The organism is Flavobacterium sp. GNP011 (genome assembly GCF_056428925.1).
The window spans coordinates 343,543-358,517 of the sequence record NZ_JBWJVJ010000001.1 but is presented as its reverse complement, the minus strand read 5'-3'; the positions used below and the strand labels follow the sequence as shown (position 1 = coordinate 358,517).

Sequence of the window (14,975 nt, the reverse complement as noted above, 5' to 3'; positions counted from 1 at the left end):
TACTACTTTGCTAAACTTTTTACTACTTCTCTGAAACTTTCAATTGCACTTTCCAGATTATCGAAAATTTCTTGAGCTAATATTTCAGGTTCAGGTAAACTATCAAAATCAATATAACTATCATCTTTAAGCCAAAATATATCAAAATTAGTCTTGTCTCTGGCTAAGATTTCATCGTAAGTATATTTTCTAAATCGTCCCTTAGGGTTTTCTGTGTTCCATGTTTCACTTGTCTTATTCTTATTTTTAGCATGATAACACTCAACAAAAGGCATCAAATGTTCATATTTCAAAACCTGTTTCTTAAGTGTATGATGAACATTAGTCCTATAATCATAGAGCCAAACTTCTCTGTTTTTTGATTTTTTCTTATCTAAAAACAAAACATTACATTTCACACCATTAGCATAAAAAATTCCAGTAGGAAGTCTTAAGATTGTATGCAGATTCGTTCTCTCTAAAAGTTCTTTTCTTACAACTTCTCCTGCACCACCTTCAAATAAAACATTATCCGGCAAAACTATTGCAGTTCTTCCATTATCTTCTAAAATATTGACAATATGCTGAACAAATGCTAATTGTTTATTACCCGTAGTTGTCCAAAAATCTTTTCTTAATTTAAAATCTTCTTGTTTTCCTAACTTTTCATCATTAGTTATAGTATAGCTACTACTTTTACCGAATGGAGGATTCGCTAAGATAATTTTTGGTTTTTCTTCTGCTGGTTCAAGTAAACTATCAACAATATTTATATCGGGAGTTTTCTGCAAATCACCAACTCCATGCAAAAAAAGATTCATAAAGCACAGACGTGCAGTTGATGGTACAATCTCCCAACCTCTGAAAGTATCGTACTGGAAAAATTTTTTGATATTTTTCTTTTCTAACTCTTTTTTATAATTTGTGTTTAGATATTCAATTGCACCTAAAAAGAAACCACCTGTACCACAACTTGGATCCCAAATTGACTCTTGTGGTTTAGGCTGTATGCATTCAACCATAGCCTTTATGATAGCTCTTGGCGTGAAATACTGACCCGCACCACTACTTTCTGCGCTTTTTTGCAAGAGTGATTCATAAATATCTCCTTTGACATCATTAGACTCTGAAACCCATTCTTCTTCATCTAATAACTCAATCAGTTTTTTTAATTTATATGGATCATGAATCTTATTTTGTGCTCCATCAAATATATTACCTAACATACCTTCAGAATTTGAAAGTGTATGTAAAGCATCTATATAAACAGTGTTTAAATTATTGTCTAAATGAGTCAATAAATATTGCCAATTGCATTGTAGTGGCAGCTTAAAGTCTCTGTTGTAAGGTGGTTGTGCAAATTCATCCGCCATTTTTAAAAACAACAAATAAGTAATCTGTTCAAGATAATCGGTGTAATTTACACCATCATCACGAAGTGTATCACAGAAAGACCATATTTTTGCTACTAAATTATTTGTTGACATTGCTATTGTGTAAATGAGTTTAAAAATTGGAATTTTGGGTTAATTTTATGTGTTTCAAAACAAGCTAATGCAACTGATGAAAAATTTGATTTTTTGTCAATACTTTTTCTAATAATTTGAAAACATCTATCTTCCTCTCTTTGTTTTTCTTCTTCAGTTTTATGGCGATTATTAACATATTTTTCAGTTTCAACAATTATACTCTCTATAAACATCCAATGTTTTTGCCTTTCTTGCACAAAATTTGTTGTATTTGCTAAATTGTATAAATTTATTGAAATTTTTGCTTTTGTTTGTTGGTCTTCTCTGTAACCACATACTATAGGATCACCGTTTTTGTCGAACGTAATATAACCTGAATCAGCCGATTTTATCGGGTCTAGTAATAATATTTTTTCTGAAATATCTGGATTTTCATCATTATCATCAGCTATAATAAATTTATCATTTTCGAACTTTAAAGGGAAATAACAAGACTTTCCTCCCATATCTATTTCAGCTGATTCTAAATCAGTAAATCTAATATTAGACGTATGTGAGGAAAGTCTAAAATTTTTCAAATTATAAGCTAATCTCCAATAACCATTTTGTTTGATTATAATTTTGTGATTAGCATCCTTTTCATCTAAACAAAAATTAACTGCCTTACTTTTTGGTCTAAAGTGATCAATGACGCTTTTATCTAAATTCGACTCGGAATACCAACATTTATTCCCATATTCTTTTATTAAAATTGGGATTAATATATTCCAATCAGTATGATTATTAATATATTTTTTTCTTTCATCACTACTTAATATATCTAAGTTTTTGAGATGAAATTGTTCAATTGAATCCCAATTAATATAATCCTTGTCTTTATCTTTGTACACTAAAAAATTTAAATGAGTGTATTTATTTTTGAGTGCAACAGTCCATTTAATTTTTTTTGCTTTCTCTACTATTATTGAAATATCTATGTGTCGCATTATTCTTCTGAATTTAAAATTTCATTTAAAATTTCTTTAGCCATAGAATTTAACTGTATCATTTCTTCGTCAGAATATGTTCTATTACTAAACTCTTCATGCTCACTTGTTAATTTAACAAACTGTTCAAATCTTGAGTCAATAAATGTGTCATAAAAATTTACATCTTTCAAGTATTCCTCTAATTTTAAAAATTTTATTTTCTCTTCATCTGATATTGTTTTATTCATTATTTTGCTTTGCAAATAACGCTTAGCATTTAATGTGTCTTCCAATTCTTTACTCATTATAGAAGGAATTCCAAACAATTCACTTGTTAGAATTTTATCTACACTCATTTCTTTTGGACTAATCTTTGGATGAAAAGAAATGGTTTTATTATTCTCTTTTTTAAAAATAATAACTTCTTTTTTATCAAGTCCTCCAATAACTAGTGGGTCATGTGTGCAAAAAATTATTTGAGTTGAATCAGGATTACCAACAACTTTATCTAGGAAATCTATATATTTCCATTTCCATTGAGGATTTAAATGTGTATCAGGCTCATCCAGCAAAATTAAAGATTCTTCGTCTTTAGTAAACCTTAAAAGCCCTAATACAGTAAGAAGTTGTTGTTCTCCCTCACTAAATTCAGACATTGAAAGTTCACCATTCACATCTTTTTTCTTAACATTTACTTTTACTCCTGAGAGCATATTTGATAAATCAGGACTTATTAAGGCGTTGAAGAGTTGATTTCGTGTTAAATCTTTTAAAGATATAAAATCATCAAAAGTTTTTTGATCTTTTATGAAAAGGTAAAGTAATTCATTGGTCTCTTCTTTGTTATAACTTACGGTTCTTCTCGATTTTTCATAAATAGGAGCTAGTGAAAACATGAATAAATCTCTCAAAAATCTTTCTACTAATCCAGTTGCGCCCCAAAGAATATCATCTTCTTTTTTTGTATTACTCCATTCTGGGCTTTTTATAATAAAAAGTGTTGAAATAATTTCATGTATATTTAATTCTTTATTTAAAAACTCGATTGTTTCTTTATCTTCTTCTGATTTCAAGAAAAAAGACAAAAGCGCTAGAGTACCATGAGTGTTTTGAACTAAGAATATTGGTTGAATTTCATTAAATTCTTCATATTTGGCTTCTTTAGAGATTATTTTTTTATAATAATCCTTAATGTATTTATCATAATACTTTCCCAACCTATTACTAATCCCTGAATAATATATAAAAACATGCTTTGGTAAATATTCCTTTTTATTACTAAAAAATCGCTTTCTATACTTATTTTCTATCAGTACTTCTGCATCCTTTTGAAAATCAAATATTTTAAAATTATAGTTGTCAGAAATATGATTGTATTCAATTTCAATATCTTTATTCTTACAATTATATTTTATACAATAACTAAATGACAAATCAGATTTATCTCGATGTTCTAACTCTAAAGTTCCAAAAATAATAAGTAAACTCTCAAGAAAATTTGATTTTCCAGTTGCGTTTAATCCTATTAGAACAGTCTTCATTGAAGTTTCATCTAAATCTATTTTAAAATCCTCGAGATTTTTAAACTGTGTTATTATATGTACTTTGTCTATTCTCATTGTATTAACTCAATGTATGATAAATGGCCTTCCTTGAACTCTTTAATTTTACTATCTAATTCTTTAAGTTTTTTATAGAATTCTTCAATATTGTCTTTATACTTAGATTCTTGCCACAATAAAAATGAAGTAACTGGCTCATTTTTGCTTTTAAGAATATCTTCAATATCTAATAAATCTGTTTTCATTTTTTTTACTTTAGGAATAAGTTTTATTTTCTCTTTCTGTAAACTAAGATATTTCTCTTTTTCTTTTTTTATTTTTAATAAATATTCTTCTAAAGAATTACTTTTAAATTTATAAAAGACTAAGTTCCCACAAAAAGCATCACTCAATATTTTTTGTTTTAAAGCTCCCACTTCTAAAGCAGTCCTTTTAATGAAATTAGTTAACCCCTTTATTTCCTCATCTAATTCTTCAACCTTAATAGCTATATCTTCTTGTTCATCTATATTTGGCAAAATTAATGTCAAATTTCTAACATCACTTAAAGTAACCCTTTTCCTCGTTGTACCTTTAGATAATTTTTCTATTTGTGAAATTACATAAGGAGAATTTAAAGAATACATTAAGAATTTTGAATTTATAAAATCGCTTTTTTTGATTCTTATTAAATCTGCAACTATGACCCCTAATGGCAAGTTTTTGGGAACAACACACGCTTTCCCAAGAGGGCTACCTAATTTTGTCATTATTATGTCACCACTATTAAAGTGATGTTTTTTTAACTCATCTAATTTCTCTTGTGTAATAAATGATATTTCTTTATTGATGAATTCATTTCTATCTATGTTTTGTATTTTTAAAACAGGAAATCCTATCTTTTGAAAATCTGAAGATTTCAAATTAGACCCAAATGGCCCATCTGATATTGAATTTGCGGGGTTAATAAACACATCAGATAATTTAACCAAACTCCATTCATTAGGAATTTTAAAATCAATATGCTTATTGACTGAATCTAATTCTCCTTTATAATTTATTTTTTGTTCAATTCTTAATGCTTTAATTTTCGCTAAATCTATTTCAATCGATTCAGTATTTAGTCGTTTTGTTTTATTACCTTTTAAAAAAGAATTTAATTCCGAAAACCAATAAACTTTTAACTTGTGAGATAATTCGTTAAAAATACTTAGTATTGAATCTAATTCGCTAAATAATTCTTCAATTTTATTAACAATAACATTCTGTTCTTCAATACTACATATTGGAAAAGGATACTCATTTAAAACCTTTTGACTTATATTGGGTTGAGCACTTCCTTCTCTTTTATTCAATAATTCTACTTTGGAAGACATTAAGTAATAATATAAATACTTTGGGTTTATTAAAAACGTATTTATTGATGCCACTGCTTGATTAGTTGATGCATTAACACCAAGAAAAGACATTCTCCCTACTGTATTACCATATAAAGCAATTAACAACGAACCTTTTGGAAATATTTTAGCGCTAGAATAGGATACTGCATCTTCGGTTATATATTCCTCTGTTTCTGTTATTATATTATAATTTAATTCTCCTGATTTTACCCAAGGAATATTTCCTTTAAAATAATTCGAATTTTGTCTATTAGGAGTACCCCCACTACTTGTAATAGCAATATCTCCTATAGTAACCCATTTCCATGCACTTGGAATATTTGATAGTTTGTTATTCACTTTGTCTTTAAGTAATTATAGAGGTAATAGATTTAACCACACAATGTAAGTTTTTTTTAAAGACTGTCCAATTTTTAAGTTCTGATTTTGGAAATTTTATCTCATAAAAAAAATCCTCATTGTGAGGATTTTAGTTTAATCTATTGATCTGTGGAGGTTTTAGTTTATTTGATAGTCACTAAATCGAATTATGTATTATGATTTTAAAACGTATAGAAGTAAAAAATATCTAATTTTTATTTTTAAAAAATCTATTAAAATCAAAAGAATTATTACTGCAATCAACATTATCATTTATAGCTTTATTTTTAGCTTTAATCCATTTTTCTGTTACATCCCTTTGAGATGCCATAATTTCAGTCTCTGTATTGTTAATTTGATCTGTTAGTTTAAAATAATATTGTGTGTAAACTTCCTTAACTGGATATTCTAGATACTCAACAGGAAAAGTGCATGTCTCTATTTTATCTATAATCCATTCCTCATTGGGCTTCCAATTGCTTTTAAATTGTGGACTAATACCATCTCCTAATAAGTTCTTTGTGTAATTAATATCGTTACAAGTTAATTCATTACCATTCTCTAGTACAATTATCAACTCAGCTGTTAATATTACCTTTTTATATATATTTTCTGTATTATTTTTTAGTATTCCTTTAAAGACATGAGTTACCGTATGAGGCTTTTGCATTTTGTCAAGCGAGGAACTTAACACAACAAAGTCACTAAATATATTTTCAGTACAAATAAACATATCAGTCCCATCTTTATTTTTATTTTCGGGGAGCTCTTTATTAGCTATGGAATTACATGATAAAAACATTATTGTGACTACGATGTAAAAAAAAGTTGATTTCATTTTCAAAGGTTATTTATTGGTGACAGGTTGGGCTTTCACTTTAGTTCAAAGAAAAGTCTTACCACAAATATCAACCTTTTTTCTAAACACTCGTACATGTAAGAGTGAAATATTTTTAAGCATTAGCTCACTTTGTCCAAATGATTTATTTATGGACAATTCAAGTTTAGAGCCAATAGAACAGTATGTTATTGATATAGTTAGAAGAATGAGAACAGAGAAGAAAATATCTCAAAAAGAGCTGTCTTATGCATTAAATCTTTCTATCGGTTTTATTGGAGACATAGAAAGCTCAAAATCTAGAGCAAAGTATAATCTTTCTCACATCAATAAATTAGCGGAAATATTTGAATGTTCTCCTAAAGATTTTCTTCCTGATAATTCATTATAATACTGGATTTCTTCATATTAAAAACACATACCTAAAAGCACCAATTCTGCACTTCAAATAATTACAAGTCAAATTTACTAGTAGTAATTAATCTCTGATGTGTACAGTAACCAATGTTATATAGGATTGTAATTAGTTTTTTCTGTTCCAGTAAATTTGTCCAATTCGTTATACTTTCTTTACTGACATTTAATCTTTTTGCACTATATTCCCGCGAGGCAAAGTACGCTTTAACTCCTCCGCTCATTGAGTTATATTCTCCCCACAGCAGTTTTTCTCCCGTTCGTAATTTAGGATGTCTATAAATCAAAGAAGGAATGTAAATTGTTCTTTCATCTTTTAGTTGAGGAATAAACGCTTCAAATTTTGAAGTTAAAAAATAGATTTGTTTATCTTTAGATAAGTATCCTTGTGCAACAAGTCTTTTTCGACAGTCTCCCACGATATTAGTATGAAGATGGAACAATTCACTTACGTGTTTGTTACTCATTGTATTACTTCCATTTTTTGAACTAAAGGTATAATCCAAACCTAAAATCAATTTATCATTTAGAGATAGTTCACTACTGCTTAATATTTTAAATGGGATTTTAATTATGAGTGGCACTCTATTTTCAGTAGTCATTTTTATGTTTTTACAGTTTAAAGTTCCTTTCTGTCAATCAATTTTGCACTTTGTTCTACCTAATTTTACATTTCTATTACACCAATTATGCATTTCAAACACACCAATATTGCACTTATAATTAAAGAGATAATTAAAGAATTACTTAAAGATTATTTAAATTGCAGAACAACTACTCATTTTGCTTCGCAATGAGGTTGCTCTTTTTGTATTATGTATTTTTTTCAAAAATACGACTATCAAAGTTTGTTTAGTTTGTATAAAAGGGAGGACATTTATCCTGAAAAGTATTTAATCCAACTTATAAGTTATGCTTTCAAGAGGTTATGTCGTATTTCTTTATAAAGCAGAGCTAATAAAATCCTGCTGATGTTTCTTTGAGTGCCTTCCTCTTAAATAAAAAGACACTGAAAGAAACTTTTTATTTTATGCTGACTTATTAAGATATTTCAGCATCAAGTCTGCATTTTCCTCTTGAGATATTTTAATATAACTTGAAAAGGCTTTTTCTGTACGATGTCCTGTTATTTTCATAATTACTCTTGTTGGAACACCTCTTTTAAACATATTGGTAGCAAAAGAACGTATTGCAGTATGAGTGCAAATTAACTCCCATTTGAAATGAGATTCTTCAACTCTTTCTTTACCCTTATTTCTTATTTTCAATACTTTTTCATCAATTCTAGCTAATTCTCCTATCTCTTTAAGATGCTTATTCATAGTTTGATTAGCACAAGATTTAGGCAAACTGTTTGGTTGGTCTTTGTACTTTTCCATAATAACGGATACTTGGGCTAGCAATGGAATAGTTACCCATTCATCAGTCTTTATTGTTTTTATTCTAAGCTTGTTATCTATAATATGCTCCGACTTCACCTGACTAAAATCACTAAATCGAAGCCCTGTATAGCACCCAAAAACAAACAAGTCTCTAACACGCTCTAAAACACAGTTTTTCTTTAAATCTAAATTTATTATTGTCTCAAGTTCTTCCTCAGACAAATAAATATTGTTCACTTCCTCCTTTATTGTTTTAAAATTTTTGTGATGGAATGCATTGTTTGAGTTGAAACCTTTTTCAGTAGCATCATTTAGAATTACTTTAATTATTTTTATAATCTTTCCAAATCCGTTGTTTGTCAATCCTTGTACTCCAGTGTAAAAATCCAAGAAATCATAATAGAAATTCATGTCGATATTGTGCCAATCTAGTTTTACTTTTGCATATTTTTCATACTTCTTCAGTTGATTTAAAGATGTTTGATATGCTTTAATAGTTCCCAAAACCTTTCGCTTCTTACTAGCTTCTAAATATATTTCTGTGTATTCAAAGAAGCTATATTGATTCTTCTTCTCCTGTAATTCTTTACCAGTGTTATAAAGTTTTTTAACATAGTCTTTAGTTGGGTCTTCTCCTGAGATAAGTAATCCGTTCACAATATCATCTACTTTTTGTTTGATACTTTTCAGATAAATATTGTATCGGTCTGATCCTGAATAACTCCTTTTAACTTGTTGAGCCTTATCATCCCAATATTGTTCATCAATGTTTTTATGGGTAGTAAAATAGGTTACCTCTTTTTTATGCGTGTATCTCAGCATCAGCATGGATTCTTTGCTTTTTATTTTTCGCTGGTGTTGCGACTTGTTTAAAACGAATTTTAATGTTGCCATATTTTGTTTTTTTAGTTGAGGTAACATTACCCTTTATTTCGATGTGAGCTAGCTATACGGGGTAAAATAACATTCGCTTAAAAAGCTAAATCACAGTATAAAGAATCTAGGTCGGATATTGCTTTACGCCTTTTACTCTTTTGGGATGAAGACAAAGGGCTTGAATTGACAATTTTTATAAGTTCTTGATGGATTACATCAGAATTCCCTTTTGTTCTTTCTAAATTTTTTAATTGGGCGTACAAAATATTAATCAAATCATATTTTTTAGGGAGAACATTAGTATCATCCTGTAGAACTAATAATTTTTTTGTTTTGGATAATAATTGCATACATAAAAGTAAAATGGATTCTCGGCTAGGTTCTACAAGTAAATCATCAAATACTATAATCCTTTTAAAAATTTGTTTTGGATTTGTTATTTTTATCTCATATTTGACAACATTGGTTTTTGGAAAGCGTTCTGTAGAATACGTTTTTTTCTTTTTGGCATTATGAACGGCATCGTATATTTTGAAGAAAACAGCATTGTTTTGTTGTGAATATATTTTTATCTGTGGCTTGGAATACACCAATTCAGAATCCCTCATTCCTATAATTTTCTTTATTTGTTCCTCGGGATTTTCAGTTATATCTTCAAATCCTCCGTATTCAAACTCGAGCATTTCTGCATTTTTTATATCAATTCCTAAAATGGATTTTATTTGGGCGCAAAAGTCTGAAAGCTCTTCCTGTCCCACACTTCTGTAGTTATATCCAAATAAAAAATATGGAATGCTAAGTCTAATGACAACATCGCCATTGCTTTTCATATACAATCTAAAGTTTTTGGCTTCTTTGATGATGTGAGGAACTAAAATATATTGTTTTCTCAAAATCGGATGTGGTATTAGACAATTCCAATTGATTTGCTGAGCATGTACTGAATCTACTTTTAAAGAAATATAGTCGATCTGCGTTTTGTATAATTTTGCGTTCATAATATTAACATTTTAAGGGATATTATTTTATTGTCTATAATTTTGTTAATGTGATAATGACCAATTTTTTCCTGTTTTTAAGCTCACTTCAAGAGGAATAGAAAGTTTTACTACATTTTCCATCTCATGTTTTATTAATTTTTCCATTATTGGAATTTCATAGTCAGGGACTTCAAATAATAATTCATCGTGAACTTGGAGTACTAATTTAGATTTGAGATTTTTTTTCATGATTGCAGTATCACAGGCTATCATTGCCATTTTAATAATATCGGCGGCACTTCCCTGAATAGGGGAATTCATAGCAAGACGTTTCCCTTTTTGTCTTTCTGATATTTTGGAAGAACTTAGCTCAGGAATTGGTCTTTTTCTTCCGAAAAGTGTTTTGGAATAACCATACTTATCAGCAAAAACAATCAATTCATCTAAAAAAGATTTTACTCCACTAAAACGCTTAAAGTAATCATCCATAATTTTCTGAGCTTGTTCTACCGAGTGAGGTTTATTTGTGATTTCAGTAAGGGATTCTGCAAGTCCATTAGCAGTTTTTCCATAAATCAAGCCGAAGTTAATAGACTTAGCGACTGAACGTTGTTCATCAGAAACATCATTAAATTCTACAAGAAAAGTTTGACTTGCAGTAAGTTTATGAATGTCTAAATCTTCATTATAAGCTTTTAATAGAAAAGCATCTTGACTCATTTCCGCTGTAACTCGCAGTTCGATTTGGGAGTAATCTGCTCCAATGAATTGACAACCATTTTTAGGAATAAATACTTCTCTAAATTTAGATTCAAGTACTTTCAATCTGTTTATTTCGTCTACTTTAACCTTTACATTTGGAATGTTTTGCAAATTCGGTTTACTACAACTAAATCTTCCTGTTGCTGTTCCTATTTGATTAAAATTCCCATGTAAACGCTTAGTTTTTGAATTAACCTTTTTCAGCTGATCGCAGAATTTTAAAAGGCTTGTTATTTTTCGATAATCTAAAAGCAAAAGGATTATTTCATGGTCTTTCCTTAATTTGTTTAAGTGTGATTTATCCACAGAATAATAACTACTATTTGGTTTTTTCTTTATTTTTGGTTCTAACTTTAAATCATCGAAAAGTAATTTATTTACTTGTTCAGAGCTGTTAAGTTTTATTTCAGAGTTTGTAAAATAATTAATTTTGATTCTAGTACTGTCAATCAATTCATTTAATTCAAGTTCTACACTCGATAATGTTTTGAGATCTATTTTTACGCCTTCTAATTCCATTTTAACTAGAACAGAAATTAATTGATGTTCTACATTGATAATCGTATCATTCATAGTTAAGAATTTAATTGGTTATTGATAAAATGGTATAATTGAAAAGTTTGGTCAGTGTCCTCACAAGCATATAGTGTTAATTCTTCCAAAGGAACTTCTCGAATTGATTTCCCTTTGGTTAATACCTCATAACTGACTTGAAAATAATTTAGATGTAATTTTGAAATTTCCTTTAAACCGTGAGTCTTCCGATTTGGGTCCAATAAATAATCCATAATCATTGTGTCTTTAATGTTGGTACTAATTGTAATATCGTATAATTGCAAAAATTTGAGGTCGAATTTTGCGTTATGAAACACCTTTAGAATATTTTCATTTTTCAAAAAAGGCATTATAGGTTGGATAAAATTGCTAACCTTTGTTTTCTGCTTGGGAAAAATAAGATTGTAACCCGTACGTTCCTTAAAAGTTAAAGACATACAAACAATCTCATCTACATGAGCATTAAGCCCTGTTGTTTCCAAATCTATTGATAAAACTCCTCCTGGATTTTCATCAAAATGCCCTATAAGTCTTTTTACTAAACGGGTCATTTTATTAGGAGTATCTACGGTTTTATAATCAACAGAAATGTCCTTAACTGTGGTGTAAACTACAGAGGAAGACTCTTCTACTACTTCAAAGTAGACTTTGGTATTGCTTGGAATTTCTATATAATTAATCCCTTTATATTCGAAATATTTTTTGATTCGAGTGGTAAATGATTTCTGTGTAGGTTGGTATTTAAATGAAACATAACCCCCTTTGATAAAGGCTTGAAACAATTCTTTTTTGTGTAGTTTTTTGGTTCGAAGTAATTCCTCGTCTAAAAACTCTATCAATTCAATACCTACATCATTTATAAGTCGTCTCTCATTTAAATTTATAGAATCTGCTTCTACCAATCCAGTCTTGAGATATTTTTGAATACAACACATCATATACATGGAGAACTCATTCCATTGATCTACGTTCCAATCATCAAAAAAATAATGCCCAAAATCTTCATATACTGTAAGATGTTCTCCGTAGTGTTCTGAAAATTCTATTTCAAAAAGCCTTCTTTTGGTACTGTTTCCAGAAGGAGCTTTCATAATATAATTCGATGTAATAAGCATCTTTGGAGAACGATTGAAAGGAACGTAAATTTCAGATTTATACTTTCTGTTAATGGTAAAACCGTCAGTAATTCTTCCGTAAAATTGCTCAAAATTTTGATTTTCTTTAATGTCATTAATTGCAATGATATCAGTTTGTGGACCTACTCTCTGAAAAGAAAAGGAATTCCGACCGTCAAAATCTTTCCCTGATATATCACAAACAATTCGCATAAAACTTAGTGCTTTTGCAAAAAGTGACTTCCCACTGCCTCCTGAAACTATGTTGAATTCATTGATAGTTCCATCAAGTAGAATAATTGCTTTAGATTTTGCGGGATCTTGAAAACGATGAAGTAGATAGCCAATTACCGATTCAAAAGAGTCAATTCTATCTTTAACTTGATTTGAAATATTGTCAATAAATTTCTGAAAGGGAGCAAATGTTTTTGAACTGCTGTCTTTTGGAAATTCAAAAATCCTACTATTAATTTGAAAGTCAAAAACATGATTATTTAAATCTTGATAGTCAATCAAACTTAGAGCATCTTTTTGAACTTTTACAACCGTATTTTTAAAATATAAATAACTTTCGTTTTTAGTATCAAGATGAGGTTGAATTTCAATAGTGGGAAGAAAATACAATGTCTTGTCATCCATCAAGACCCGAATTCTATTTACCCACGCTTCTTCAATATCTTTAATTGTGAAGCCATCTGTGGTAAAATCTTCAAAATTATTGTCCAACCAATCCAAAGATGTTTTAATCATAAATGATTTGTCAATTATCTTTACTATGTTGTGTTTAATATGTACGTATTCAAATACATCATTGATTTTAGCCTTGAAAAAATTTAGATAGTTTAAAAAATAAATAAAATCCATTGTTGGCACCTTGACAGTTTTGTTTTTAAAAAACCGCCATGGGGTCGAAATTTCTCTTCGAATTTCAGGTTTTTCATTTTCCATAAATTATGTTTTTAAGTTTTTAATGAATTGTTCGACTTCTGATTGTTTGTAACGGAGAGCTCCTCCTATGTTATAATGAGGGAAGTTTTTGTGAGCTTGTTTTACTTTATAAAATTGGGAAGTAGAAATACGAAGAGCATCACACAATTCATTAGGTTTCAAAAGATTTTCTTGGTTTGTAGGGGTCCCTAAAAATGAGTTAGAATGTTCCATTAGTTGGGATACAACTTTCCCAGCTATACGGTTTTCTAACTCTGAAAAGAATTTAAAAAAATGATTGTATAATGCTTGATCTTCCATAACTTTTACTTTACTGAAGGCAAATTTAGTATGGAAGGAGAGAGGTGCATTTTTAGCGTAAAAAGAGTTATTTTTTTATCCCTTTTTTACGCTAGCTTAAATATTTTGAAGTTGTGTTGTTAGATAGTCATCTATAGATTGTGAAGGATCTTTTTGATGGTATAAATTGTATGAATCTCTGATTTGAGGAAAGGTATTATACATTACTCTCATAAATTCAAGACGGCCTACACTCTTAAACTTATCATCTTTATTATATTTCCTATTGTAATCTTCGGTGAATTTTTCAACATGATTTAAAACATTGTTTTTATAGGTGTTGTTTAAATTCCTAACACATGAATTAAATATTTCTTTGTTAGCAATCTCAAAGTGTAAAAGTTCTATAGGGTAATCATTATTATGAAACGCAAATGAATTATAAAAAAATTGCTGTATTTGGTCAGGATTGAGAATAGGTTTTAAAATATTAAAAACCTCTTTCTTGAAATCGTTAAATATTGAAGAAACTCGATATTGGCTTTTCTCCGTTTCGAAATCTTCATTATTTATTTTTTCAAGTTTAACGTATAAAGGAATTCTGTATTTGTATGGTTTTGTGGATAATTGAGTTATGAAATCATCTTTGGCAGTATTATTTTTTATTGAACCTTTCAGCTTCTTTACAATTACTTTTAATTGATTTGAACTGGCAATATTGAATATTTTAGAAGCGTTTTTTGTAATTAAAGAGGTATACTCCAAGAAAGTCTGAGAAGTTTCTTGATCTACATATATTCGTTCTTGACTTTTCAGTAATCTATCCAAATAGCCACCTTCAGAACTATTAAAATATGATTTAGCGTAAACAAAAATAAAATACTGCTGTTCGAGTGTAAATTTTAATAGTTCCTCTTTAAAATAATTTTCATCTAATTGTTCTTCCTCTAGAAGAATATGAAGAAACTGGAATACCTTAGAAGCTGATTCAGGAGACAAATCAGTTATTTCTAATTTAATTCTATTGTTTTTGGGCATATTGAGGACTTTTAAAGAGACTACTTAAATATACAAAGTGAATCAAAGATAAAATTTATTAGTTGACGAAA

General features: G+C 28.9%; 13 protein-coding genes. 1 reads left to right on the top strand and 12 read right to left on the bottom strand.

Features of this window, described 5'->3' with window-relative positions:
* Positions 1 to 2: 2 nt before the first annotated feature.
* The 5 genes from AC061E_RS01530 to AC061E_RS01510 form a co-directional block, all read right to left on the bottom strand.
* A complete protein-coding gene (locus AC061E_RS01530; protein WP_478284689.1) occupies positions 3 to 1,466 on the bottom strand; it encodes a type I restriction-modification system subunit M in 1,464 nt (487 codons plus the stop codon).
* Positions 1,467 to 1,468: 2 nt separating this feature from the next.
* Positions 1,469 to 2,434 carry a hypothetical protein gene (locus tag AC061E_RS01525; RefSeq protein ID WP_478284688.1) on the bottom strand — a complete coding sequence of 322 codons (966 nt, stop codon included), beginning with the start codon at positions 2,432 to 2,434 and terminating at the stop codon, positions 1,469 to 1,471.
* Positions 2,434 to 4,035 carry an AAA family ATPase gene (locus AC061E_RS01520; RefSeq protein ID WP_478284687.1) on the bottom strand — a complete coding sequence of 534 codons (1,602 nt, stop codon included), beginning with the start codon at positions 4,033 to 4,035 and terminating at the stop codon, positions 2,434 to 2,436. The genes AC061E_RS01525 and AC061E_RS01520 overlap by 1 nt, the downstream gene beginning before the upstream one ends.
* Positions 4,032 to 5,696, bottom strand: a complete 1,665-nt coding sequence (locus tag AC061E_RS01515) for a restriction endonuclease subunit S (protein ID WP_478284686.1) — start codon at positions 5,694 to 5,696, stop codon at positions 4,032 to 4,034. Before AC061E_RS01515 ends, AC061E_RS01520 begins: the two co-directional genes overlap by 4 nt.
* 229 nt (positions 5,697 to 5,925) lie before the next feature.
* Positions 5,926 to 6,555 (bottom strand): hypothetical protein, encoded by a 630-nt coding sequence (locus AC061E_RS01510; RefSeq protein WP_478284685.1) that lies wholly within the window; start codon positions 6,553 to 6,555, stop codon positions 5,926 to 5,928.
* Between the two features lie 151 nt (positions 6,556 to 6,706).
* Here AC061E_RS01510 and AC061E_RS01505 point away from each other — a divergent pair, with 151 nt between their 5' ends.
* Entirely contained in the window at positions 6,707 to 6,946 is a 240-nt protein-coding gene (locus tag AC061E_RS01505; protein WP_478284684.1) for a helix-turn-helix domain-containing protein, read from the top strand.
* Positions 6,947 to 7,007: 61 nt separating this feature from the next.
* Here the strand turns inward: AC061E_RS01505 and AC061E_RS01500 are convergent, their stop codons facing one another.
* The 7 genes from AC061E_RS01500 to AC061E_RS01470 all read right to left on the bottom strand — a co-directional run bounded on the left by AC061E_RS01500 (position 7,008) and on the right by AC061E_RS01470 (position 14,904).
* Entirely contained in the window at positions 7,008 to 7,571 is a 564-nt protein-coding gene (locus AC061E_RS01500) for a hypothetical protein (protein ID WP_478284683.1), read from the bottom strand.
* 426 nt (positions 7,572 to 7,997) lie between these two features.
* The gene (locus AC061E_RS01495; protein WP_478284682.1) at positions 7,998 to 9,245 is read right to left on the bottom strand and encodes a site-specific integrase; all 1,248 of its coding nucleotides are present in this window, start codon (positions 9,243 to 9,245) and stop codon (positions 7,998 to 8,000) included.
* Between the two features lie 77 nt (positions 9,246 to 9,322).
* The gene (locus AC061E_RS01490) at positions 9,323 to 10,225 is read right to left on the bottom strand and encodes a hypothetical protein (RefSeq protein ID WP_478284681.1); all 903 of its coding nucleotides are present in this window, start codon (positions 10,223 to 10,225) and stop codon (positions 9,323 to 9,325) included.
* Between the two features lie 45 nt (positions 10,226 to 10,270).
* A complete protein-coding gene (locus tag AC061E_RS01485) occupies positions 10,271 to 11,542 on the bottom strand; it encodes a DNA polymerase (protein WP_478284680.1) in 1,272 nt (423 codons plus the stop codon).
* A 2-nt stretch (positions 11,543 to 11,544) separates the two neighbouring features.
* Positions 11,545 to 13,587: a hypothetical protein gene (locus tag AC061E_RS01480; RefSeq protein ID WP_478284679.1), complete on the bottom strand. Its 2,043-nt coding sequence runs from the start codon at positions 13,585 to 13,587 to the stop codon at positions 11,545 to 11,547.
* A gap of 3 nt (positions 13,588 to 13,590) precedes the next feature.
* Positions 13,591 to 13,887, bottom strand: a complete 297-nt coding sequence (locus AC061E_RS01475; protein ID WP_478284678.1) for a helix-turn-helix domain-containing protein — start codon at positions 13,885 to 13,887, stop codon at positions 13,591 to 13,593.
* A 96-nt stretch (positions 13,888 to 13,983) separates the two neighbouring features.
* On the bottom strand, positions 13,984 to 14,904 hold the full coding sequence (locus tag AC061E_RS01470) for a hypothetical protein (protein WP_478284677.1): 921 nt from the start codon (positions 14,902 to 14,904) through the stop codon (positions 13,984 to 13,986).
* Positions 14,905 to 14,975: the final 71 nt, after the last annotated feature.

Excerpts from the sequence above, each read along its gene's own strand:
- AC061E_RS01530 (WP_478284689.1), bottom strand. The coding sequence starts at position 1,466 with ATGTCAACAAATAATTTAGTAGCAAAAATATGGTCTTTCTGTGATACA.
- AC061E_RS01525 (WP_478284688.1), bottom strand. The coding sequence starts at position 2,434 with ATGCGACACATAGATATTTCAATAATAGTAGAGAAAGCAAAAAAAATT.
- AC061E_RS01520 (WP_478284687.1), bottom strand. The coding sequence starts at position 4,035 with ATGAGAATAGACAAAGTACATATAATAACACAGTTTAAAAATCTCGAG.
- AC061E_RS01510 (WP_478284685.1), bottom strand. The coding sequence starts at position 6,555 with ATGAAATCAACTTTTTTTTACATCGTAGTCACAATAATGTTTTTATCA.
- AC061E_RS01505 (WP_478284684.1), top strand. The coding sequence starts at position 6,707 with ATGGACAATTCAAGTTTAGAGCCAATAGAACAGTATGTTATTGATATA.
- AC061E_RS01500 (WP_478284683.1), bottom strand. The coding sequence starts at position 7,571 with ATGACTACTGAAAATAGAGTGCCACTCATAATTAAAATCCCATTTAAA.
- AC061E_RS01495 (WP_478284682.1), bottom strand. The coding sequence starts at position 9,245 with ATGGCAACATTAAAATTCGTTTTAAACAAGTCGCAACACCAGCGAAAA.
- AC061E_RS01490 (WP_478284681.1), bottom strand. The coding sequence starts at position 10,225 with ATGAACGCAAAATTATACAAAACGCAGATCGACTATATTTCTTTAAAA.
- AC061E_RS01485 (WP_478284680.1), bottom strand. The coding sequence starts at position 11,542 with ATGAATGATACGATTATCAATGTAGAACATCAATTAATTTCTGTTCTA.
- AC061E_RS01480 (WP_478284679.1), bottom strand. The coding sequence starts at position 13,587 with ATGGAAAATGAAAAACCTGAAATTCGAAGAGAAATTTCGACCCCATGG.
- AC061E_RS01475 (WP_478284678.1), bottom strand. The coding sequence starts at position 13,887 with ATGGAAGATCAAGCATTATACAATCATTTTTTTAAATTCTTTTCAGAG.
- AC061E_RS01470 (WP_478284677.1), bottom strand. The coding sequence starts at position 14,904 with ATGCCCAAAAACAATAGAATTAAATTAGAAATAACTGATTTGTCTCCT.